Raw genomic sequence first — 22,419 nt, 5'->3', positions numbered from 1 at the left:
GCAGACGTTTCATAGATGTCATATGAAGTCTTTATGTTGTCGGGTGAATTATCGTATAGATTATTTCAATGTGCGATATTGTTTCGAGTAGCGGAGCACCTGGGGGAGATAGTCTTCGTCGTAGCTGATTGTCACGTCGGTGATGTTGCCGTCTTTGTCGGTGACAGGAGTGTAGACGGGGTTGACGAAGCCTTTGTAAGGTGCGATGTTGAGTTTGGCGTAGCGTTCGAGTACTTCCTTGTGGAGGGCGGGATCGACTTTGACACCGTAGTTCTCCACGAGATCGCGTCCGGCCTGGTAGTCGCCTTCGCTCTTGATGCGCTGCACTTCGCCGAGAAGCTGACCGAAGAGTTCACGGAGTTTGGCGTAGTCGTTGATCTTGATGTAGGTTTTGCCGTCGCGTTTCACCATTTCGATCACGTTGTCGGGCTTGCCTTTTTCATAGACCCAGGCCGAGATGAGCTGGCGGTTGCGCATGTGGGCTTCCTCTACGTCTTTTCCGGGCTCGATGCGCATGAGCTGTGTCATGAGGCCGTTGAGGATGTATTTGTAGTACTCGGCCTTGTAGGCATCGGGGTTGTCGAGCAGACCGAGTTCAAGGAGCTTCGGATCGCCCAGGTAGTAGAGGGCAAAGAGGTCGGCGCGTGCTTCTTCAAGGGTTGATCCGTGGGCTTTCAGCGCATCGGGGTCTACACCGGGGAGCAGGCGTCCGGAGGCATGGCCGAGGCATTCGTGGAGGTCTGTGTGGAGGTTGTCAGTGATGAAGAGGTATTTGTCAAGGAGGTCGGATGTCTCCTTGTCGATGACGAATTCTTCGTTGAAGCCGTTGCCGTGCGATGCCTGGTCATATGCCTCGGTGATGTTTTCGAGGGTTACAGACTTCGAACCGTGGGCTGCGCGGATCCAGTTGGCGTTGGGAAGGTTGATGCCGATTGGTGTGGCAGGGTAGGCGTCGCCGGCGAGGATGGCGGCGGTGATCACCTTGGCGCTTACACCTTTCACTTCGTCTTTGCGGAAACGGGGATCGACGGGCGAGTGCTGCTCGAACCATTCGGCGTTGCCTGAGATAACCTCGGTGCGGTGGGAGGCTTCCTGATTTTTGAAGTTGACGATTGATTCATAAGCACCGGTCATTCCGAGGGGGTCGCCGTAGCTTTCGATGAATCCGTTTATGAAGTCGACCTGCGAGGCTGTGTCTTCAACCCATGCTATCGAGTATTCGTCGAAGGTCTTCAGGTTGCCGGTGCGGTAATATTCGATGAGCTTGTTGATGATGGCGCGCTGGGAGTCGTTTTCGGCATATTCCGCAGCTTTGCCGAGAAGATCCACTATTTTTGAGATGGATTCGGAGTAGAGACCGCCTACTTTGTAGACCTGCTCGACTACTTTGCCGTCCTGCTTTGTGAGACGTGCGTTCAGGCCCCATGAAACGGGGGTGGCATCGGTGGTGTCTTTAAGTGCGTTGTAGTAGTTTTCTACTTCGGGCTGCGAGATGTTGTCGTAGAGATTGTTGGCAGATGTGAGGATGAGGTCCTGTCCTTCGGCCTGGTTGACGCGCTTGGGCATCACTGAGGGGTCGAAAATGATGGTCAGGAGTGTTTCCAGATCTTCGGGCTGCTGGTCGGCGGGGAGTTTTGCCGCCAGGCCGGCGAGGAATTCGCGGCTGAACACGGGGGTGAACTTATCCATCGAATAGTGGTGATGGATGCCGTTGGCAAACTCGATCTGCTTCAGATAGAGTTCGAGACCTTTGAATTCGTCGCTCTCGCGGTCGCCGTCGAAGTTGGTGTAGACGTTCTCGATGAGGTCGCGGATAGCGAGGTTGTATTTGCCGTTCTGCTCCCAGAGAATGTCGCGGCCGGTGATGGCTGCCTCTGTCAGATAGTAGATGAGGATGCGCTGCTGAGGGGTCAGATTCTCAAAATCGGGCACTTTGTAGCGAAGCACCTCGATGTCGGCGAAACGGTCGACTGTGTAGTCGAAATCGTCAGCCGTTTCCTGTGTGGCTTTTGAGCCACAGGCTGTGATTGCCATTGCTGCCATTGCAGGAACAATAAATTTGGTTAATGACATGATTATGAGATTGGTTATGAGAATGTTTTTTTGACGTTCTGTCAGTTGGTTTGGCCAACTCTCTTACTCGACGTAGAGCACGAGGCCTTTGAGGTATTCGCCTTCGGGGTGGTAGATGTTGACCGGATGGTCGGCCGGCTGGGTGAGCTGATGGAGAATGCGCACCCGGCGGCCGGACATGGCTGCAGCGGTGAAGACGGCCAGACGGAACTGCTCTTTGCTGATGGCCTGCGAGCAGGAGAAGGTGAAGAGCACTCCTCCGGGAGCGATTTTCTCGAAGGCGGCGGCGTTGAGCCTGCGGTATCCTATCATTGCGTTGCGGATTGCGCTGCGGTGTTTGGCGAAGGCCGGGGGGTCGAGTATGATGAGGTCATAGGCGCCTTTTTCAACCTTTGCAAGATATTTGAAGGCGTCTTCGGCAAATGATTTGTGGCGGGTGTCGCCGGGGAAGTTCAGCTCGATGTTGGCATCGGTGAGGGTTATGGCTTTGGCCGAGCTGTCGACGGAGTGGACCAGTTCGGCGCCGCCGCGCATCGAGTAGACCGAGAAGCCGCCGGTGTAGCAGAACATGTTGAGCACTCTGGCTCCGGCGCTGTATTTCTGCAGCAGCGAGCGGTTGTCGCGCTGGTCTACGAAGAAGCCGGTTTTCTGCCCCTTGAGCCAGTCGATGTTGAATTTCAGGCCGTTTTCAATTGCGATATTAGTGTTGTAGCCACCTATTATATAGTCGTTGACCGGATCGAGGCGGGCTTTGAAGGGGAGGGTTGTCTCTGATTTGTAGTAAACGTTCTTGATTCCGGCATCGGGCAGGCGGGTCAGTTCTTCGGCTATGGTCAGGCGGGCGTAGTGCATGCCGGGGCTATGGGCTTGGAGCACTGCTGTGTCTCCGTAGATGTCTACAACGCATCCGGGCAGGAAGTCACCTTCGCCGTGGACCAGGCGGAAGGTTGAGTTGTCGGGGCGTATCAGGCCGAGGCGCCGGCGCAGGTCCCAGGCGTGGCGCAGACGCGAGGCGTAGAAGTTGCCGTCGATTGCCGAGTCGGTGTTTTCGAGCATACGCACGGCTATGGAGCCGATCTCATAGTGGCCTGTTCCGAGACAGCGTCCGTCAGAGGCTTCTACTCTTACGGTCTCGCCTTCTTCAAGACCGTCGGGCAGGCTGGCGATGGCACCTGAAAATACCCACGGGTGGAAGCGCAGGAGCGATTCTTCTTTTCCGCGCTTGAGGGTTATGGTTTTAAGCTGTGATGATGACATATTGACAGTTTATAACAATGTGTGTGGGCGGGGGAGAGGGGCCGGGTTATTTGAAGAATGCCCGGAAAATATCGTTGCCGTTGGCGTAGAGCAGCAGAAGCAGCAGGAAGGCCATGCCGATGTATTGGGCTACGATCAGAACCTTTTCCGGAGCCTGCCTGCGGGTGATGATCTCGTATAGGAGGAACATGACGTGCCCGCCGTCGAGTCCGGGAATGGGGATGATGTTCATGAATGCGAGCGCAACGGAAAGGAAGGCCGTGATTTCCCAGAAACTGAGCCAGTTCCAGCGTTCGGGAAACATGTTGCCGATTGCTCCGAATCCTCCGAGGCTCTCGGCTCCCTCTTGCGAGAAGACGTGCTTCATCGAGCTGACGTAGTTTGTGAGGGTGGTGGTGCCGATTTCCCAGCCTTTGGGGAATGACTGGAAGAAGCTGTAGTCAATGGTCACTGGGTTGTAGACGGCTGTGATCGGTCTGAGCTGGAAGCCGAGTTTGCCGTGTTCGTTGGGGGTGACTGGCAGACGCAGGGTCTTGCCGTCGCGCTCCACGGTCACTGTGGTCTCTTTCCCGGCATGGCTGACAAGGGCGGGGGTGAGCTCGGTGAACGAGGGAGTGGCTGTCGAGTCAACGGCTATGATGTGGTCGCCTTCTTTCAGTCCGGCCTTAGCGGCGGCCTCGCCGGGTACGATGCGGTCTATGTAGACCGGCAGGCGGTAGGCCAGGAAGCCCTTGTCTTCGTTGAGACGGAAGATGAAGTCATCGGGGATGGCGATGTCGACGGTATCGCGGTGGTTGCGGATCACTGTGACCACGTCGGCGTCGGCCATATGGTAGGGATAGTCACCCTTCGATGCGTCAAGCAGACGGCCGTCGGCCTTGTAAGGGATGTCGCCGTTGCGGAATCCTGCTTTCTGGGCAGCGGGAGCGAAGTCGAAGCCTTCGGTGGCAGCTTCGAAAGGTATGTACTGCGATCCCCAGTGCATGGCAATGCCGGCATAGATCAGAATCGCGAGTATGAAGTTGAAGAGCACGCCGCCGAGCATCACCAGCAGTCTCTGCCAGGCCGGTTTGGTGCGGAATTCCCAGGGTTTGGGCTCCTGCTTCATCTGTTCGGTGTCCATCGACTCGTCGATCATGCCGGAGATCTTGCAGTAGCCTCCGAGCGGGAGCCAGCCTATGCCGTATTCAGTGTCGCGCCATGAGCTTTTGTTTGGGTCTGCGCCCTCTTTGGCTTTGGGTTTCCACTTGAACAGCGAGAAGTAGGGGTCGAAAAACATGTAGAATTTCTCGACTCTGATGCCGAAAATGCGGGCGAAAATGAAGTGGCCGAATTCGTGGATGATCACGAGGAAGGCCAGGGCCACTATGAGCTGAAGGGCTTTTATAAGGAATGTTTCCATAAGAATTGTCAGTGTTGCTTATGATGTTGTTTTTTTACAACCTCTTTATTTGCGTGTCAGATTTTCTTCGGTAAATTTGATGGTGGCGTGATGTGTGGCCACATAGTCATCGAGCGACGGATATGCAATGAAATCTATGGCCTCAAGCGCCTGGGTGATGCAGCTGTAGATGGCTGGGAAGGAAATGCGTCCGTCAAGGAAGGCGCGCACTGCCACTTCGTTGGCGGCGTTGATGATGCAGGCCGTGTTTCCGCCGCGGCTGAGGGCATAGGGGGCGAGGGTCAGGCAGGGAAATTTTTCTGCATCGGGCTTCTCGAAGGTCAGCGTCGAATAGTCGGCAAGACTCAGCGGGCGTTCCGATGAGGGCAGGCGCGAGGCATCGCCGAGAGCATAGCGGATCGGCAGGCGCATGTCAGGAATTCCGAGCTGGGCTTTGACGGCGCCGTCGATAAACTCGACCATCGAGTGGATGATTGACTGAGGATGCACCACGGCCTCGATTCTCTCCGGCTCAATGTCGAAAAGCCAGCGGGCCTCGATGATCTCAAAGGCCTTGTTGAGCATGGTGGCTGAGTCGATAGTGATCTTGGCTCCCATCTGCCAGCGCGGGTGCAGCAGGGCCTCGCGGGCGGTCATCCGGGCTATGTGCTTGCTGTCCATTGTGCGGAACGGACCTCCCGAAGCGGTGATGATAAGTTTGTTGACCGAGCCTTTTTCCTCGCCGACCAGACACTGGTAGATCGCCGAGTGTTCCGAGTCGACGGGTATCACTTTTGATTTTGACTCGGCCAGAAGGCGGCTGACCAGTTCGCCGGCCACTACAAGAGTTTCCTTATTGGCCAAAGCTATTTCCTTGCCTGTGCGGATGGCGCGGACAGTGGGGAGCAGGCCGCTGTAGCCTACGGTGGCGGTCACCACCGTGTCGAAATCGTCGCGCTCCATCGCATCGGCTATTGCCGCGGCGCCGGAGGCAGTCTCTATACCTAAGGGAGAGAGAGCCTCGTGCAGACGGGCATATTTCGACTCATCGGCTATGATAGCAAGAGCCGGACGGTGAATGCGCGCCTGTTCTATCAGCTCGTCGACCTTAGAGCCGGCTGTCAGCACCGTGGCCTTGAACCGGTCAGGGAAGTGGGATATGACATCGAGTGTCTGCGTTCCGATCGACCCGGTTGAGCCGAGGATTGCTATATTATGTGGCATATGTTTTCAGATTGGTTGCTTTAAGAAGTGCAAAAATACGGAAAAATCCTCATTTTGGCATGATTTTTGCGGGAATAATAGTAAATTTGCATATACACGAACTCCAATGAATCACCATATAGATATTTCAGGAGACATTGACCGTCTTCTTGACTCAGGGCGCATCAACGACGCTCTCGATCTCATCGACAACGCAGCCTCGTCGCTCGGAGCCATCGCCGAGATCCGCTCGGCCACAGCCCGTCTGCGCGAAAGCTACAGGCTGATGACCCACTACGCCCTTCAGGGGCTTCCCGATCCGGCCCGTCCGCAGCTTTTCGCCGAGCTTTGCGGCTCGGTGCGCTCGCTTGCCGACGATCTTCACCGCCGTTCGCGCATAGCCGATGCCCCGACGCTATATTTCAACACCCTGCGCTTTCAGCTCAGCAGCCGCGACCTGACAGTGGCCGCACTCATCGGCGAATATCACCGCGTCAACCGCCGCCTGCAGATGGCAGTGCTGACCGAAGATGCCGAAAAGGCAGGCCGCGAACTGACCGCCAGGGCCGAGTCGCTGGAGAAAGATATCTTCAACTTCATCTGGACCACCTCGCCACTGTCGGTCGACGATGCCGCCGCCATAGGCAATGTCATGGCCGACCCCTCGCTGCCGCGCCATTTCAAACTGCTCTGCATCGGGGCTGTCATGATGGGCGAGCTTGAATATCACGACGAACGCCGCCTGCGTATGCTGATGGATGCCTATACTGTTGACGATGCCGAAATTTCAGTCCGCGCTCTCTGCTCTCTGCTGATAGTCATGTCGATGCGCCGCGACCGTCCGTTCTCACCCTCGCTCTTGCGCCGCTTCGACTCTCTGCGCGAGGATCCGCGCTGGCGCTCTGACGTGCGCATGGCTTTCATGCAGTTTATCCGCGCGCGTGACACCGAGCGCATAGGCCGAAAACTCACCGACGAGGTGATTCCCGAAATGATGAAACTGCGTCCTGAGATCGAGAAACTCGGCCGCAAGCCGCTCGATCCTGAGGCTATGGAAGAAAACCCCGAATGGGCCGAACTGCTTGACAAATCCGGAATTTCCGACAAACTGAAGGAGCTTCAGGAGATCCAGGAAGACGGCGGCGATGTCATGATGGTGACCTTCAGCAAACTTAAGACATTCCCGTTTTTCAACGACATATCAAACTGGTTTCTGCCCTTCCACTCGTCTCACTCCTCGATAGCCGGAAGCGGCGACACCTCAGTGCGCCTCCTCGGCGAGATCATGGATGCCGCGCCGATGTTCTGCGACGGCGATAAATTTTCGATCATCCTCTCGCTCTCACAGGTGCCCGCATCGCAGAGAGAGATGATGGCCTCGCAGCTCAAGGCCCACTCGGCCCAGATGGCGGCCATGAGTTTCGGCGATCTGCCCCAGGCCGGCAAAGACCGCGAGCGCATTGCCGGGCGCTATGTCCAGGATATCTACCGCTTTTTCCGCCTCTTCCGCCGCAAGGGTGAGTTCCGCGACCCCTTTGCCGTGGCCTCGTCGCTCAACCTTGTCACCCTGCCGCAGCTCTCGGAGGTGTTTGACGATGCCGACACCCTACGCCTTGTCGGAGAATTCTATTTCAGACACGGCCACTATGCCGATGCCTTTGACCTCTTCGACCGCCTCTCGTTCAAAATGCCACCTTCCGCCGAACTCTTCCAGAAGATGGGCTACTGTATGCAGATGACCGGCAATCTCGCCGAGGCCATACGCTATTATGAACAGAGCGAGTTGCTCAACTCGCAGAGCGAATGGACCGTCAAGCGTCTCGCCTTCTGCCACCGTCAGAACGGCGACTGGGAAAAAGCTCTCTCTTATTATATCCGTGTGGCCTCAGCGCGCCCCGACGACTCCGCCCTGGCTCTCAACATGGGCCGCTGCCACATGCTCTGCGGACGCTATGAAGAGGCCCTGAAATTCTTCTATAAAGTCGAATTTCTCGCCGGAGAGTCTGACCGCTCCTCGCGCCCAATAGTCCGCTGCTCACTGCTCTCAGGCGATCTCGAACGCGCGCGCCGTTATTCCGCCATGATCCTCTCCCGCGATCCCTCTGCCTCCGACTTCCTTGCCGCCGGCCATCTCGAAGTGCTGAGCGGAAGCCTCGACAAAGCCGTGGAGCGCTATGCCTCCTCAATTGCCGCGCGCAACTTCGACCGCGATGACTTCATGCGCGACTTCAACGCCGACCGCCACCTGTTCAGCTCGTTTCCCGCGCCTGACTCTCTGACCCTCGGCCTGCTGCTCGACGAAGCCTTCCGCCGCTCCTCCGAACTCGGCCAGAGCCTCTGATCAGCTCCTCTCAGATATCCACACCAACCGCACAGAATCTTTACCCCTCCTCCGATCCCCACATGTCACAGACCCAGAATCCATTTTTCTCGGAATTTACCTCCACTCCATACGGCACCGCACCCTTTGACCGCATCTCGGTCACCGACTACGAACCCGCCATCGACCGTGGCATCCGTCTCGGCCTTGAGGCGGTCGATGCCATTGTTGCCAACCCCGAACCTCCGACGTTTGAAAACACCATCGTGGCGCTTGAACATGCCGACCGTGATCTCAACCGCGTGCTTATGGTCTTCGACCCGCTGCTCTCGGCCATGACCGACGATGCCATGATGGAACTCTCGCTCAAGATCACACCCCGCCTTTCTGACTATTCCACATCAATCTCGCTCAACCGCAGACTCTGGGAGCGCGTAAAAGCCGTCTATGACAAGCGCGATTCACTTGGCCTCGACACCGAAGACTCCATGCTCCTGCGCCGCACCTACGAGTCGTTTGTGCGCAGCGGCGCTCTGCTCGAAGGCGATGACCGCGAGACCTACTCATGGCTCTCAAGCCGTCTGAGCGAACTGACCACTCTTTTCGGGCAGAATGTGCTCAAAGAGCTCAACACCTACGAGATCTGGCTCACGACCGATGACCTTTCCGGACTCCCCGAAAGCTCCGTCGAAGCCGCAGCTCTTGCCGCCAAGGAGAAAGGCCGCGAGGGGGAATATCTCTTCACTCTCGCACAGCCCGTCTACATGGCTTTCATGAAATACAGTGACCGCCGCGATCTGCGCGAAAAGATGTATCGCCTCTACTCCGGACGCAACGTCAGCGGCGACCTCAACAACCTCCCCGTCATGAAAGAGATAGCCGAGACCCGTATGCACCTCGCATGGCTTCTCGGCTACGAGACCTTTGCCCACTACCGCCTGGAGAAATCTATGGCGAAGACCCCTGAAAAGGTCTATGAGCTGCTCGATTCGCTGCGCGATGCCTATCGCCCCGCAATGGAAGCCGAGCTCCGCGAACTTTCGGCTTATGCCTCGCAGACTGAAGGCCGGGAGATAGAGCTGTGCCCCTGGGACTACAGCTACTATGCCAACAAACTGAAAAACGCGCGTTATGCCTATGATGAAGAGGCCCTGCGACCCTATTTCGAACTCGGCAACGTCATTGACGGAGTTTTCGGACTCGCCACCCGTCTCTACGGTGTCACATTCAGGGAAAACAATGAAATCCCGGTCTATCATCCCGATGTAAGGGCCTATGAGGTCATTGACCGTGACGGTTCCTTCCTCGGAATCATCTACACCGACTTCTTCCCGCGCGACAGCAAGCGCCCCGGTGCGTGGATGACTGAATTCCGCAGCGAGGAGATCACTCCTGAAGGTGAGCACATCCGCCCTCACGTCACCATAGTGATGAACTTCACAAAGCCTACCGCCACCCGGCCCTCACTTCTTGCGCCCTATGAGGTCGAGACCTTCCTCCATGAGTTCGGCCACGCGCTCCACGGCCTCTTCGCCGCCACAAAATATGCCTCGCTTTCAGGCACCAACGTGTTGCGCGACTTTGTGGAACTCCCCTCGCAGTTCAATGAAAACTATCTGACTGAAAAAGACTTTCTCGATGGATTCGCCCGCCACTATCAGACCGGCGAACCGATTCCCGCAGAACTCGTAGACCGCATAGTCGCAGTCTCGCGCTTCGGTGCGGCCTATGCCTGCCTGCGTCAGCTCAATTTCGGACTGATTGACATGGCCTGGCACAGCATCACCTCGCCGGTCGACGATCCGGAGGCATTCGAATGTGAGGCCGGAGCGCCGGTCGCAATGTTCGCCCACATTCCCGGATCCGTCATCGGATCTACCTTCTCCCACATCTTTGCCGGCGGATATGCCGCAGGCTACTACAGCTATAAATGGGCCGAAGTGCTCGATGCCGACGCTTTTGCAAAATTCAAGGAAAACGGTATTTTTGACCGTGCCACGGCAGAATCATTTCGCACCTGCATTCTAATGCGCGGAGGCACCGAAGACCCCGATGAACTCTATCGCCGTTTCCGCGGCCAGGATCCATCCATCACAGCCCTTCTTGCCCGCGACGGCATCACCGAATAGCTCCTGACAGCGAAGCCTCCGCATTATCGCACTCTTTTCGGGGGTGGCGTGGTGTATATTTGCAAAAATAAGTAACTCTGAAAAATTAATTTATACTATGTGCGGGATTTATTCAGAGGCAGAATCGAGGGCTGAAGAGGGAGTTTATAGACATAAACGACCGATGAAGAACTTGATTCTGACCGGAATAAAACCGCAGAGAGTATAAAAGATCCCCCATACGAGATACTTATGTACATTATATCGGTTAATTTTGAAGAGTTACTTAATAAATTTTTTTGCTCTATGAAACCCACCACCTCCCAGGACCTCCCGGTCTCGAAAAAATTTTATACCCGTCTGAGTGACAACATCCGCTCGGCCATCGAGTGCGTCAGCTGGACCGGGCGTACAGCCTCATATTACGAAACTATGGAGGCCATCAACATCTATCTGATCCACCGTATTGAACCTGCAGGCGACATCTCGACAGACTCCCTGCTGATCTTCTACCTTCTGCGTCCCGACATAGACAAAGCCGTAGAGCGCTCCCGCAAGGCGCGCGAAAGCGCGGCCCGACGGCGCCGGGCTAAGGAATCAGTTTCTGGTGAAAAGGATAATGATCTGTCAGACAGCCAATCACATCCCGACCATGCGGGCGAACGAAGCCGGCACCGGAGTGGAGAAGTTCATGTCCTTCCGGGTCATCGGATGGATAAAACGAAGCGTCTGAGCATGAAGTGCCATACGGTGAATGGGCGAACTTTTCGCCCCGTAGCGGCGATCGCCGGCAATGGGGTGACCAAGATCTTTCATATGGACACGGATCTGGTTTTTGCGTCCGGTGTCCAGAGAGACCTCCATCAGCGAATACCCGTTGCGCGAGCGCAGGGTCCGGTAACGCGTAACGGCTAACTGACCCTCCTCAGGCTTATCGGTGGAATAGACTTCAAAACGCGAATTTTCAGCAAGATAGCTGCGCACTTCCCCCTCTTCGGATTCCGGACGTCCCTCCACAACCGCAAGATACTTGCGGGCAATCACCATATTGTTCCAGTTGTGCTGGAGCTTGTCTTTGGCCTCCTGGCTCTTGGCGAAGACCATCAGTCCGGATGTGTCTCGGTCGAGACGGTGGACAATGAAGAGTTTGTTGCGCGGGTCCTGCCACTTCAGATATTCGCGCAGTATGCTGTAGGCCGTTCCTTCTTTTATCTTGTCAGTGCCCATTGACAGCAGCCCGTAGCCCTTGTTGACCACTATGATGTCATCGTCTTCATAGACAAGCTTAAGACGGCGGTTGTAGAACACACGGAACTCGCGGGTGAGATTGGCTTTCACCTCGTCGCCGGCCTTCAGCGCCATGTCAAACTGGGTGGTCGGAATGCCGTTGACTGCTATCTGGTTGTGGCTCAAAAGATTCTTGATCGCTGTGCGTTTGCGCTGAGGCATCGCGCCGATCAGAAATTCAAGAAGTGCGGCCTCCTCGGCCACCTGATAGGTTTCGATTACATCGGGCTTGAACTTGTTGCGTTCGGCGCCCGGCTTGGTTGAATATGTTCTTTTGGCCATTGATTGGGTAATGTGTCTGATGCTGAAAGGGGGTAGGGGAGAGCTATTGATTATTTCTTGCGTCGCACAGTGCGCTTGGGCGCCTTCTCCTGGTCTGCCATGATAGCCTTGACCTCATCGAGAGTAAGAGCTGCCGGATCGGTCACACTTTTCGGAATCTTATAGTTGGTCTTGTTGTGGGCTATGTAGACACCGTAGCGGCCGTTGAGTATCTGTATCTCCGGTTCCTCGGCGAACGTCTTGACAACCTTGTTGCTGTCAGCCTCGCGCTTGGCGCGGATCAGCTCGGTGGCTTCTTCAAGGGTAATCGAAGTCGGTGAAAGGTCCTTGGGGATGCTGACAAACTTGCCGTCGTGGCGTATGTAGGGCCCGAAACGGCCTATTGCGGCAACCACTGTCTTGCCTTCTATCTCGCCAACAGTGCGTGGCAGGTCGAAGAGTTTCAGAGCTTCCTCAAGAGTGATGTCAAAAACGCTCTGGTCTTTGCGCAGAGACGCGAAACGCGGCTTTTCCTTGGAATCGGCTGACCCGATCTGCACCACAGGCCCGAAACGGCCTATCTTGACCGAAACAGGTTCGCCGGTGGCCGGATCGGTGCCTAACTGGCGTTCGCCCACCTTATGCTCGGTGCGCATTTCGTTGGCCTTCTCCACTTCCGGATGGAAGAGTCCGTAGAAACGGGCTATCTCCTTGTTCCAGTCACTTTCGCCTTCGGCTATGCGGTCGAATTTCTGCTCCATGTCGGCTGTGAAGTCATAGTCGAGAATGTCAGGGAAATTGGCCGTGAGGAACTCATTGACAATAATGCCGGTGTCGGTCGGGATGAGCTTCCCTTTTTCTGCACCTACGCTTTCGGTCTTTGTGGCCGAGCTTAGTTTGCCATCGGCTTTAAGTGTCAGAACCTTGAACGGACGCTTCTCGCCGGCTTTCTCCCCTTTGACTATGTATTCGCGGTGCTGGATGGTCGAGATGGTCGGAGCGTAGGTCGACGGGCGGCCTATGCCGAGCTCTTCCATCTTCTTGACGAGCGATGATTCGGTATAGCGCGGAGGCGCGAGAGTGAAACGCTCCGTGGCGCTGATGTTTTCGGCTGTAAGCTGTTCGCCGGGATTGACCTGCGGCAACATGTCGTCACCTTCGGGACTCTGGCTGTCATCATCATCGTTGCCTTCGAGATAGACTTTCAGGAAACCGTCAAACTTGATGACCTCACCGCTTGAAGTGAAATGCTCCTGACGGCCTGAGGGACTGATGTCGATAGTGGTCTTCTCCAGTTCGGCATCTGCCATCTGTGAAGCCATTGTGCGCAGGCGGATCAGACGGTAAAGCCGCTTTTCCTGCGAGGTGCCTTCCACCGTCTCCTTGTCGATATAGGTCGGGCGGATGGCCTCGTGAGCTTCCTGCGCGCCTTTAGAGTTGGTGTGATAGCGGCGCACCTTCAGATATTTATCGCCGAGTTCTTCGGTGATGAGTTTCGATATGGTTGCCACAGCAAGCTTCGAGAGGTTGAGCGAGTCGGTACGCATATAAGTGATGTGACCTGCTTCGTAGAGCTTCTGGGCCACCATCATGGTCTGTGACACAGTGAATCCGAGCTTGCGGCCAGCTTCCTGCTGGAGGGTCGAGGTGGTGAAGGGGGGCGCCGGCGACTTTTTGAGAGGCTTGACGCTGATGTCGGAAACCGTAAACACTGCCTTCTTGCAGGCTTCGAGGAATTCACGCGCGCTTTCCTCATCAGGAAGACGCTTTGACAGTTCCGCCCTCAGCTGGGCACCGCCGGGAATGGTGAAAAGCGCTGTCACTCGGTAGTAAGGCTCCGACTTGAAGGAATTGATCTCGTTCTCGCGGTCAACTATCAGACGAACGGCCACTGACTGCACACGGCCGGCCGAGAGCGCCGGCTTGATCTTCTTCCAGAGCACAGGCGACAGCTCGAAGCCCACCAGACGGTCGAGCACCCGTCGGGCCTGCTGGGCATCGACAAGATGCAGGTCGATGTCACGCGGATTCTCGATCGCTTCAAGAATAGCGTTCTTGGTGATCTCGTGAAAGACTATCCGCTTGGTGTTTTCCGGCTTCAGTCCGAGCACCTCGTAGAGATGCCATGCTATGGCTTCTCCCTCGCGGTCCTCATCAGATGCGAGCCAGACTGTCTCAGCCTCCTTGGCGGCTTTCTTTAGCTCGGTGACAAGATTTTTCTTGTCGGCCGGAATTTCATAGACTGGCTGGAAGTCGGAATCAACCTTGATGCTGATATCTTTCTTGCGGAGGTCACGGATATGACCGTAGCTCGACATGACCTTATAGTCCTTGCCGAGGAATTTCTCAATGGTCTTGGCTTTGGCCGGAGACTCTACTATGACGAGGTTTTTCAACATATTATAGTATAACGCTATGGGTGGTGCGCCTTGACTGACACTCTGCCCCACCGATTCGGGTGGCCTGGATGATGGCCGGATTCAGAGCGCAAAGGTAGGAAAAATATAAACAGATTCTTAAAATTAGGTTAATCCTTTAACAATTTCTCACATTTAGAGATTGTAGCAAACTGTTTTGCAAGGATTTTCAACTTGCCGGGAAGCCGCTTAGAGTTTTTTTAACCTCTTATTTTCCTTCGGGCCTGAGAAGCTCTATGAGCCGGGTCACTCCCTGAGTGGCGGTCGCAGGGATCACTGTGACATTGTCAGGAACTGCCGCCGGACGCGGGTCTATGTAATAGACCGGAACTCCCGGCCTGACGTAGTGAAGCAGACTCGCCGCCGGATAGACCGCGAGCGAAGTGCCTATCACCGCGAATATGTTGGCCTCGCGCGTCCATTCTATAGCCCGCTCGATGTTGGGCACAGCCTCCTGAAAGAAGACTATGTGGGGTCTCACCGGATCTCCGTAGCTGTCGCGCGTATCCGGACTGGTCTCAAGATGCTTTTCATCGAGCGTGTAGATGCGGGTGTCATCACGCATGGACCTCACCTTCATCAGCTCGCCGTGGAGATGCAGAATCTTCGAACTCCCGGCCTTCTCGTGGAGATCGTCGACGTTCTGTGTGATCACATACACGTCATACCATTTCTCCAGCTCCACAAGCCCCCGGTGGGCGGCGTTGGGCAGGCACTTCACCAGCCCCTTGCGCCGTTCGTTGTAAAACTGGTGGACAAGCGCAGGATTGCGCGCGAAGCCATCCGCGCTACACACATCCATCACGGGATAGTTCTCCCACAGACCTCCCGCATCGCGGAACGTCGAGACTCCGGATTCGGCCGAAATACCGGCTCCGGACGAGATTACAAGTTTCGGTTTCACTGTCAGGCTATATTTTTTGATCAGGTTCTGTTTTTTTGATTATCTATGGAGAGGGAGCCGTCAGACTTTTCTGACACCGGCATATTCTAATCTAACGCTTCGACTTGAAAAAAGTGCGCATCAGCTCCGCACATTCATCTCCGAGCACCCCGGATGTCACCGTGGCCCGCGGATGGAAAGGCGATCTCGACGTGAACGACCGGTAGCCCCGCTTCTCATCCGCCGCCCCGTAGACCACACGGCCTATCTGCGCCCATCCTATGGTGCCCGCACACATCAGGCAAGGCTCCACTGTGACATAGAGCGTACAGTTCTGAAGATACTTCCCGCCAAGCATCTGCGCCGCAGCGGTTATGGCCTGCATCTCCGCGTGGGCCGACACATCGGCCAAAGCCTCCGTCAGATTGTGGCCACGGCCTATGACCATGCCCCGCGGCGACACAATCACCGCACCTATCGGCACTTCGTCTCGCTCCATAGCCTCCCGCGCCTCGGCCAGAGCCATGCGCATGAACTTCTCGTCGCTTTCCTCTTGAGTCATAAATCCAAATCTTGATTGTCGGAATGCAATTGTCAATGCAAATATAAACTTAAAAATCGAATGGACAAAACCTGAATTGCCTTTGCCCGCCTACGGAGCAATCCCCGGTCTCAGCCATGTGAAACCGGGGATTGCTCTGGTGTAGTCGGTCCGTTGATAGTGCGCGGACTCTCTTAATCGGCCTTATTGGGGATTCTGTACAGTGATATCCGCAGACGGTGATAAAGGCCGACGAGGCGGGGGATGAAAAAAGCCCGCTTGGTGAAGCGGGCTTGGTGTGACTCCTACAGGATTCAAACCTGTAACCTTCTGATCCGTAGTCAGATGCTCTATTCAGTTGAGCTAAGGAGCCGTTGTGTTGTCGTTTTTGACTCTGCAAAGTTAGAAATAATTATTCAATTGTGCAAAAAAAATATCATTTTTTGGCAATTTTTATATCAGGGGTTGCTTATAAGGGCTTTTTGATGTAATTTTGGATTGAAATAAAGCAGTCAAATATAATCACACACGCGCTAATGTTATGAAAAAAATCTTTACCGCCGCCGTCATCGCTGTCGCAGCTCTGTTATTCCCGACAGCTGTAAAGTCACAACTGATTGTCTATGGTAAGCCCGATAAATTTTTCGAGACCCAGGTCCACTTGCTGGCAGGTGGCAGCTACGTGACGGAAAACTATAAGAGCTGTTTCCCGGCTGTTTCTGATGTCAACAATTCGATGGGTTTCGCCTGGGGTGTGGGCTTCAGAGCCAAGTTCAATCTGACTTCTTTCGTCGGGCTCGGCACTGAGCTGAACTATCTGCGCAATTCGGGCAAACTGGATCTGGCGGTGACCCAGGAGGGTGAGGCCAATGTGTCAAATGTATTCATCAAGAATAATTACCGTACGTTCAACGTGCCTATTTTCGCGTCATTCACTTTCAATCTGGCTCCGAGAGTAAAATGGAATGCCGACGGCGGTATATTCATGAGTTTCGGCATAGGAGGTAAGCAGAAGGCTACGATATATAATGCCAAGGTCAATGAGCTTGGCCAGCTCGTGACAAACATATCGCACCCAACGGCTGATTACTATAAGAGTGACCGCGGATTTATCAATTCATACCGCGATTTCGACATGGGATTGCATCTCGGCACGGGCCTTACATTCATGAATAAGATCTCGCTCGGAGTGAGATGCCAGTTCGGTTTCCGGAATGTGGCTATGGGCACAAGTGCCGCGATAAAGACTCCGAATTCTCATAATGTCAATGTGATGGCTACCGCAGGCTATATTTTCTGATATTCCTGATCCGATCTCAGATCAGGTCGCGGAAGATGTCAAAGGCGGCCAGAATTTCGTCAGCGGATGCGGTGCGGTCGATCAGCGGCTGTCCGGGAGCTGAGAGGAGGGTAAAGTTGATCTGCGAGGGAGTGTCGTTTTTCTTGTCGTGGCGCATATATTCGAGAAGAGCCTGATAATCGTTGCATGAAACGTCTGGCGATCCGTAGCCCTGGTCCTTCAGATAGGCGGCATAGCGGTAAAGTTCGGCCGAGGGGAAGGCTTCGAGCGAGTGCGAGATGATCATTTCCACCAGTATGCCGAATGCGACTGCATAGCCGTGGGGCATGGGTCGACCTTTGTGCATGGCAAGCGCCTCGAAAGCATGGCCGGCTGTGTGGCCGAGGTTCAAGGCACGGCGTATGCCTTTTTCGCAGGGGTCTTCCTCGACTATGCACTCTTTGACACGCACGCTTCTTTCGAGCAAGGGAAGCAGACGGCTAAGATCGGCATCAAGAATGTCGAAATCAAGCAGCGCGGCATAGTCGGCGGCTGACGAAAGGAGACCGTGTTTCAGCATCTCGGCATAGCCTGAGAGCAGTTCGGTTTTCGGAAGAGATGCAAACAGGATTGTCGAGATGACCACTGCTTCTGCAGGGGCAAAGGCTCCGATCTCGTTTTTGAGTCCCTCGAAGTTTATGCCGGTCTTTCCGCCTACAGCCGCATCGACAGCCGAAAGCAGAGTGGTCGGTACATTGATGAAGCGCACTCCTCGCTTGAAGGTGGCTGCTGCAAATCCGCCCATATCGGTTACAACGCCGCCACCTATATTAATTACGAGTGATTTCCGTGTGGCTCCCTGGTTGATCAGGCTACTCCAGATGTGGCTCAGAGAATCGATGTTCTTATGGTCGTCGCCCGCAGGGACGGTGATTACCGGATAGTCGAGTCTGAGTTTCGGGAGCACTGCATCCGCGACGTTGGTGTCGGTTATTATGTGGACGCTTGCGGGTGTGAGTTCGTTGACGAAAGTTTTTATAGCTTGGGCTACTTCATTTGTGTAAACTATTTTCTGCATTTGGAAGGCGTGGGTGTAAGAGACGGGGTTAATGAGATTCAGGTGGCTCTTGGATGGTGCTTAATAGTCGCTGGTGATAGTCAGCAGCGAGAGGAGCAAGGACGGAAGCATGTGGGCGAATTCAGGCATTGAGCTGAACACTACTGCGGCTCCTGCTTCTTCCATAGCCTCGCGGGGAATAGGGCCGGTGGTCACTCCGACTGTAAAGGCTCCGGCACGGTCGCCGGCTTCGACACCGAGGGGGGCGTTTTCAACCACGATCGACTGCGAGGGGCTTACTCTTGCAAGCTGCATGGCTTTGATGAAGGGTTCGGGGTGAGGCTTCCCGTGGGTGACGTTGCGGGCGGTGATGCGTTTGTTATCGTCAAACATTCCGGGGAAGTCGCGCGAGATGTTGTCAAGCACCGACTGCTGTCCGGAACCTGTGACAAGCACGCGCTGCATTCCCACTTCGCGGAAAACGGAGAGCATGTCAAGCGCGCCTTCCATAGGAAGTACCGGCGGCAGTTCACGGAAGTATTCGGTTTTGCGCTGATAGAGCGATGTTTTTTCTTCATCTGTGGCATCGCGCCCGAACTGGCGCTGGAACAGGGCGTTGATTGTCGATGCTCCGGTGCGGCCTTCATAGAGATAGAATTCATCGCGTGTGCACTCGACTCCGAGCTCGGTCATGAGCCGGTGCCATGCACGGGTGTGGTTTTTCATCGAGTCATAGAGGGTTCCATCCATGTCGATGAGGGCCGCGCGCGGGGTGACGCGTTCGTAGTGATGGCGCTTGAGAAAGCGGAGTATTTCAGGGGCAAAGGGAAGCGGAGGCTGTGTCATTTGCGTTTCTTTTTCTGTTTGGCAGACTGGAGCGGTGTGGCGGTGACGGTGTCAGGGGCCGGGATCAGTCCTTCTTTGATGAAATATAGCGAATCGGCGTGAGAGATTGTGTCGGTAGCCGGATAACTGTCAGCCGGACTGACGGCGGGATTGCGGGAGAAGTCGAGACTGTTGATTCCGGCTGTCCTTACACCTCGGCGGAATATGTTGCCAATCTCGCGCACGAGGTTGATGCGGGTGGTGTCAGCAATCGCAACGGTGCGCGGGATGTTCTTTTCGTTGAACTTTGCGCGGCCAAGTCGTATCTTCATGTTGTCTACATCGCCTTTGATGTTGATGCCGAACTTGAACGGCAGGGGCGATTTGAGCACGGCCACATGATAGTTGAGGTTCATGGCCATGTCATTCGAGCCCATTACGCCGAGCTTGTAGCGGTCGAGATTGAAGATGAAGGGGAAGAGTTCGAGCTGCGAGTTGTTGACTATCATCTCGACGTTCATGCTGTCAATGACGTTTTTCTCTTTGTGCTTGAACAGTAGCCATTTGCCTATTGTACGGAATGTTTCCTGGTCAATCAGCACAAGGCTGTCGCCTGAGAGCTTGACGGCAGCTTTCAGAGTGGGTATGTCAATGTTCATGTCTGAATCCAGCCCGGTGGTAGCGGCGATATCGGCGTTGATGATGCCGCTGATGTCGGAGAGGAGCGGCATGATGGTGTCAAGCGACGGAACGAGGTCGAGGAATTGGGCTATGTGGAAATCATTGACTCTGAGCCCGAAGGCAAACGTGGCGTCATGTTTTGTCGGCGCACTGTAGAGGGCGTTCAGATCGAGCGATCCGACATCAGATCGAGCCGTCATCTGCTCAAGATTTATTGCACCCTTGTAGACGTTGAGCTTTCCGTTGAAATCGTGGAAAACCATGTTGGAGTATAATATGTCAGCGGCATTGACTTTTAGAGTTCCCTCGATGTTCGCCGGAACTACGAGCAGGGCCGAGGTGTCTGCTCCGGCCTGGACTGAAGCTGCAAGCACTGCCTCATTGTCGGTGTCAGGCGCGACGAAAGTTCCGGCAGAGTCTTTTTCGGCGAATGCTGCGCCTGAAAAAGCGGCTGCGGCGAGTTGGTTGATGTCAAGAGTGTCGCCTGAGAGCGTGAAGTCGAGTTTCAGAGGCTGCGAGTGGGTTCTTGATGTCAGGGCCTTGGTGATGTTGCTGATAGATCCGTTGATTGTCAGACCGCTGTTGCCTGACCGCAGGCGGGTGTCGGAGATGGTGACAGAGTCAGAAGTGAAGCGCATGTTGAGATCTGTCAGGCTGTTGCGCAGCGGGAAGTATGGTGTGAAGACTGCCACACGCTTGGCGCGCAGTATGCCTTTCGCATCCCAGTGGCGCATGAGGCGGCGCATGGAGTTGTCGACCGAGATGTCAATCACCTCTCCGTTGGACACAGCGGCGCTGTCGGCGTTCAGGCGGTTGTTTCTACGGGTCTGTCTGATCGAAGCCGCGAGGCTGCGCAGGGAATCCTGAGAAAGTTCGGGATGGGCCACAGCGAGAGAGTCGAGCAGACGGCTGTTGCGGTTGCGGGAAACCGCCGGGAGTGAGTCGGGATGAACGGTGACGTAGAGCAAGGCCTTGTGGAGCATGGCGCGGTTGACGCGGTCGCCGTAGAAGGCGCCTTCGGTGGCTACGTCCAGATGGAGTTGCGGTTTTTTTGCATCGCCTTTGTAGCGGCGGAGTGTGGCCCCGACGGTGGCCTTGCGCAGCCGCACCCGCAGTGAGTCTTCCAGCGATCTGAAGTAGAGTTTTTCAGCCACTATGCGGGCGCCGAGGGGATTGATCATTGTAGTGTCGGCCGACGAGGCTGTGTTGCGGCTCCCGACACCCATTTTCAGTCCGTTGCCTATGAGGGTCATTCCGGTGACATCGGCTGCTATGGTGTCGATTTTCAAAGATGCCGTCAACATCGAGTCGACAGCCACGTCTCCGCGGGTGAAAGAGGAGTTGGTGCCGAGTTTCAGTTCCACGGTGCGGGTATAGAGGTCAGCGGGGAGTTCAGGCATCGAGGCGCGGAAGTCGCGCAGAGTTGCATCGCCGGTCAGGCGTATGAGGTGGAATTTCTCTTTTGTCAGATAGCTTTTGCGCAGTGCGAAACGGCTGTCGGCACGCAGGTTGCCCGACAGTTCGCAAGGCAGTTTCTTAAGCATGGCGGAGGGGAGACGGTCAATGTCTATGCCGCCTCGGAATGTTCCTTCAGCCGAGGGGTCGGAGATCAGATTGGCGAAGTCGGCAATCAGTTCGAAGCCTACTCCGTCGCCTATAGCCGAGAGTTTCTTGAGGCTTACGGTCGAGCGGTCGAGATCACGGCCGTCAATGTCGGCCTCGGCCGAGAATGAGAAGCTTTTGAGATTCAGACGCTCGTAGCGCGCACGGCATTCTGGAATCTCGACAGAGAGATGGCAGGATGGTATCGAATCAACAGTCGGAGCGTAGGGGGCGGTGAGCTGCAGAGCGAAGCTGATTCCGAGGTCGGTCTTGATCTTTGACAGTTCACCGGCATAGGCGGCTGGGACGAGTGCCGCCAGGTCGTTGTAGGGAGTCAGCGGCAGCTTGAAATCCAAGGTGCTGACCCGCAGAGTATCGGCAAAATCAATATCGGCAGAGAGCGAGGCATTGACCTTGCCGGCCCGCAGCGCGAAATCATCGAGAGTCACCTGATAGGGGTTGTGGCGGTTCCAGCCTATGTTTCCGCCCATGCCGAAACTGAAATTTTCGAGAAACAAAGCGGGCATATTCAGATCGGTCAGGCCCTGAAGGTCGAGTCTGTAGACCGGCGCATGGCTGCCGCTGAGGCCGGCAGTGGTGAGGCAGAGCATCGCGTCGATCGAGTCAGGCACTGAGAGATAGCGCACCGGCATGGAGTCGCGGATCTCGAAGGTGCCGAATGAGATGTCCGGGACCAGCAGCGGTCCGGAGTCTTTTTCGGACTCTTCGGATGCCGGAAAGATGTCGAGGTTAGACAGATCCGGGGTGAGCTGTACGATGTTGATGCGTGGGTTTTCAAATATGATGTCATAGAACGCCAGCGCTCCTACCGAAAGTTTCGGAATGTTTATTGCAGCGTTGAAATGGCGCAGCGACAGAAGCGAGTCGGCATAGGCAGGAAGCGAGTCGGCCTGTGAGGCAGGAAGCGAGTCGAAGGTCTTGCTTCTGACCGAAAGGTTGCGCACGTCGAGTTCGAGCCGCGGGAATGTGCTCCAGAATGACAGTTCCATGCGCCCGATGCTGACATCGGCGTCAAGATATTCGTTGGCATATTTCTCGATGAGCGGTGTCAGCCGTTCCGGTTTGAGATATGAGACGGCTATGGTGATCACAATGATTACCACCACAAGTAGTCCGAGAATGGTGAAGAGCAGAGTACGCAACACCTTTTTCCAAATGGACTTTTTAGTCTTTTCCTCTTTGCCCTCAGGGGGGGCGGGCTTCTGCTGCTGATCGCTCATGAG

14 protein-coding genes and 1 tRNA gene are annotated in these 22,419 nt (G+C 55.2%); 3 read left to right on the top strand and 12 right to left on the bottom strand.

Translation table 11 applies throughout. The annotated features are described in order from the left end of the window. Window positions 1-60: 60 nt before the first annotated feature. The 4 genes from FDZ78_RS02585 to FDZ78_RS02570 all read right to left on the bottom strand — a co-directional run bounded on the left by FDZ78_RS02585 (window position 61) and on the right by FDZ78_RS02570 (window position 5,935). On the bottom strand, window positions 61-2,073 hold the full coding sequence (locus FDZ78_RS02585) for a dihydrofolate reductase (protein ID WP_136409029.1): 2,013 nt from the start codon (window positions 2,071-2,073) through the stop codon (window positions 61-63). 63 nt (window positions 2,074-2,136) lie between these two features. Then, complete coding sequence (locus FDZ78_RS02580; RefSeq protein ID WP_107031261.1) at window positions 2,137-3,330, bottom strand: class I SAM-dependent rRNA methyltransferase; 1,194 nt, start codon at window positions 3,328-3,330, stop codon at window positions 2,137-2,139. Between the two features lie 46 nt (window positions 3,331-3,376). Then, window positions 3,377-4,732, bottom strand: a complete 1,356-nt coding sequence (gene rseP, locus FDZ78_RS02575) for an RIP metalloprotease RseP (protein ID WP_136409028.1) — start codon at window positions 4,730-4,732, stop codon at window positions 3,377-3,379. Window positions 4,733-4,777: 45 nt separating this feature from the next. Continuing rightward, window positions 4,778-5,935, bottom strand: a complete 1,158-nt coding sequence (locus FDZ78_RS02570; protein ID WP_107031351.1) for a 1-deoxy-D-xylulose-5-phosphate reductoisomerase — start codon at window positions 5,933-5,935, stop codon at window positions 4,778-4,780. A gap of 106 nt (window positions 5,936-6,041) precedes the next feature. Between FDZ78_RS02570 and FDZ78_RS02565 the strand changes: the two genes are divergently transcribed. Both FDZ78_RS02565 and FDZ78_RS02560 read left to right on the top strand, forming a co-directional pair. Continuing rightward, window positions 6,042-8,255 carry a lipopolysaccharide assembly protein LapB gene (locus tag FDZ78_RS02565; protein WP_168182143.1) on the top strand — a complete coding sequence of 738 codons (2,214 nt, stop codon included), beginning with the start codon at window positions 6,042-6,044 and terminating at the stop codon, window positions 8,253-8,255. A gap of 62 nt (window positions 8,256-8,317) precedes the next feature. Next, window positions 8,318-10,363: a M3 family metallopeptidase gene (locus FDZ78_RS02560; RefSeq protein WP_136409026.1), complete on the top strand. Its 2,046-nt coding sequence runs from the start codon at window positions 8,318-8,320 to the stop codon at window positions 10,361-10,363. A 618-nt stretch (window positions 10,364-10,981) separates the two neighbouring features. On the opposite strand, the gene FDZ78_RS02555 is transcribed toward FDZ78_RS02560, so the two are convergent. From FDZ78_RS02555 to FDZ78_RS02535, 5 genes are all read right to left on the bottom strand, one after another. Next, window positions 10,982-11,911, bottom strand: coding sequence for an RluA family pseudouridine synthase (locus tag FDZ78_RS02555; RefSeq protein ID WP_107031266.1), 930 nt, complete (start codon window positions 11,909-11,911; stop codon window positions 10,982-10,984). Window positions 11,912-11,961: 50 nt separating this feature from the next. Continuing rightward, the gene (gene topA, locus FDZ78_RS02550; protein ID WP_123398534.1) at window positions 11,962-14,289 is read right to left on the bottom strand and encodes a type I DNA topoisomerase; all 2,328 of its coding nucleotides are present in this window, start codon (window positions 14,287-14,289) and stop codon (window positions 11,962-11,964) included. 226 nt (window positions 14,290-14,515) lie between these two features. Further along, window positions 14,516-15,211, bottom strand: a complete 696-nt coding sequence (locus tag FDZ78_RS02545; RefSeq protein ID WP_123398533.1) for a Sir2 family NAD-dependent protein deacetylase — start codon at window positions 15,209-15,211, stop codon at window positions 14,516-14,518. Window positions 15,212-15,302: 91 nt separating this feature from the next. Next, window positions 15,303-15,752, bottom strand: a complete 450-nt coding sequence (locus FDZ78_RS02540) for a nucleoside deaminase (protein ID WP_107031269.1) — start codon at window positions 15,750-15,752, stop codon at window positions 15,303-15,305. 278 nt (window positions 15,753-16,030) lie between these two features. Beyond that, window positions 16,031-16,104 (bottom strand) — tRNA-Arg (locus FDZ78_RS02535). A 168-nt stretch (window positions 16,105-16,272) separates the two neighbouring features. Here FDZ78_RS02535 and FDZ78_RS02530 point away from each other — a divergent pair. After that, the gene (locus FDZ78_RS02530) at window positions 16,273-17,031 is read left to right on the top strand and encodes an outer membrane beta-barrel protein (RefSeq protein WP_107031270.1); all 759 of its coding nucleotides are present in this window, start codon (window positions 16,273-16,275) and stop codon (window positions 17,029-17,031) included. A gap of 16 nt (window positions 17,032-17,047) precedes the next feature. Here the strand turns inward: FDZ78_RS02530 and FDZ78_RS02525 are convergent, their stop codons facing one another. The 3 genes from FDZ78_RS02525 to FDZ78_RS02515 are packed head-to-tail and all read right to left on the bottom strand — an operon-like array spanning window position 17,048 to window position 22,416. Next, on the bottom strand, window positions 17,048-18,088 hold the full coding sequence (locus FDZ78_RS02525; protein ID WP_136409025.1) for a 3-dehydroquinate synthase family protein: 1,041 nt from the start codon (window positions 18,086-18,088) through the stop codon (window positions 17,048-17,050). Window positions 18,089-18,148: 60 nt separating this feature from the next. Then, entirely contained in the window at window positions 18,149-18,913 is a 765-nt protein-coding gene (locus tag FDZ78_RS02520) for an HAD family phosphatase (protein ID WP_136409024.1), read from the bottom strand. Continuing rightward, a complete protein-coding gene (locus tag FDZ78_RS02515) occupies window positions 18,910-22,416 on the bottom strand; it encodes a hypothetical protein (protein WP_136409023.1) in 3,507 nt (1,168 codons plus the stop codon). Before FDZ78_RS02515 ends, FDZ78_RS02520 begins: the two co-directional genes overlap by 4 nt. Window positions 22,417-22,419: the final 3 nt, after the last annotated feature.

It is taken from the genome of Duncaniella sp. B8 (assembly GCF_005304985.1).
Classification (GTDB): domain Bacteria; phylum Bacteroidota; class Bacteroidia; order Bacteroidales; family Muribaculaceae; genus Duncaniella; species Duncaniella muris.
Note: the sequence above shows the minus strand (reverse complement) of the source record. Positions and strands in the feature narration are given on the sequence as shown.

Coding starts and splice junctions, on each gene's coding strand:
- FDZ78_RS02540 (WP_107031269.1), bottom strand. CDS start 15,752: ATGACTCAAGAGGAAAGCGACGAGAAGTTCATGCGCATGGCTCTGGCC.
- rseP (WP_136409028.1), bottom strand. CDS start 4,732: ATGGAAACATTCCTTATAAAAGCCCTTCAGCTCATAGTGGCCCTGGCC.
- FDZ78_RS02525 (WP_136409025.1), bottom strand. CDS start 18,088: ATGCAGAAAATAGTTTACACAAATGAAGTAGCCCAAGCTATAAAAACT.
- FDZ78_RS02515 (WP_136409023.1), bottom strand. CDS start 22,416: ATGAGCGATCAGCAGCAGAAGCCCGCCCCCCCTGAGGGCAAAGAGGAA.
- FDZ78_RS02530 (WP_107031270.1), top strand. CDS start 16,273: ATGAAAAAAATCTTTACCGCCGCCGTCATCGCTGTCGCAGCTCTGTTA.
- FDZ78_RS02565 (WP_168182143.1), top strand. CDS start 6,042: ATGAATCACCATATAGATATTTCAGGAGACATTGACCGTCTTCTTGAC.
- FDZ78_RS02570 (WP_107031351.1), bottom strand. CDS start 5,935: ATGCCACATAATATAGCAATCCTCGGCTCAACCGGGTCGATCGGAACG.
- FDZ78_RS02580 (WP_107031261.1), bottom strand. CDS start 3,330: ATGTCATCATCACAGCTTAAAACCATAACCCTCAAGCGCGGAAAAGAA.
- topA (WP_123398534.1), bottom strand. CDS start 14,289: ATGTTGAAAAACCTCGTCATAGTAGAGTCTCCGGCCAAAGCCAAGACC.
- FDZ78_RS02560 (WP_136409026.1), top strand. CDS start 8,318: ATGTCACAGACCCAGAATCCATTTTTCTCGGAATTTACCTCCACTCCA.
- FDZ78_RS02585 (WP_136409029.1), bottom strand. CDS start 2,073: ATGTCATTAACCAAATTTATTGTTCCTGCAATGGCAGCAATGGCAATC.
- FDZ78_RS02520 (WP_136409024.1), bottom strand. CDS start 18,913: ATGACACAGCCTCCGCTTCCCTTTGCCCCTGAAATACTCCGCTTTCTC.
- FDZ78_RS02555 (WP_107031266.1), bottom strand. CDS start 11,911: ATGGCCAAAAGAACATATTCAACCAAGCCGGGCGCCGAACGCAACAAG.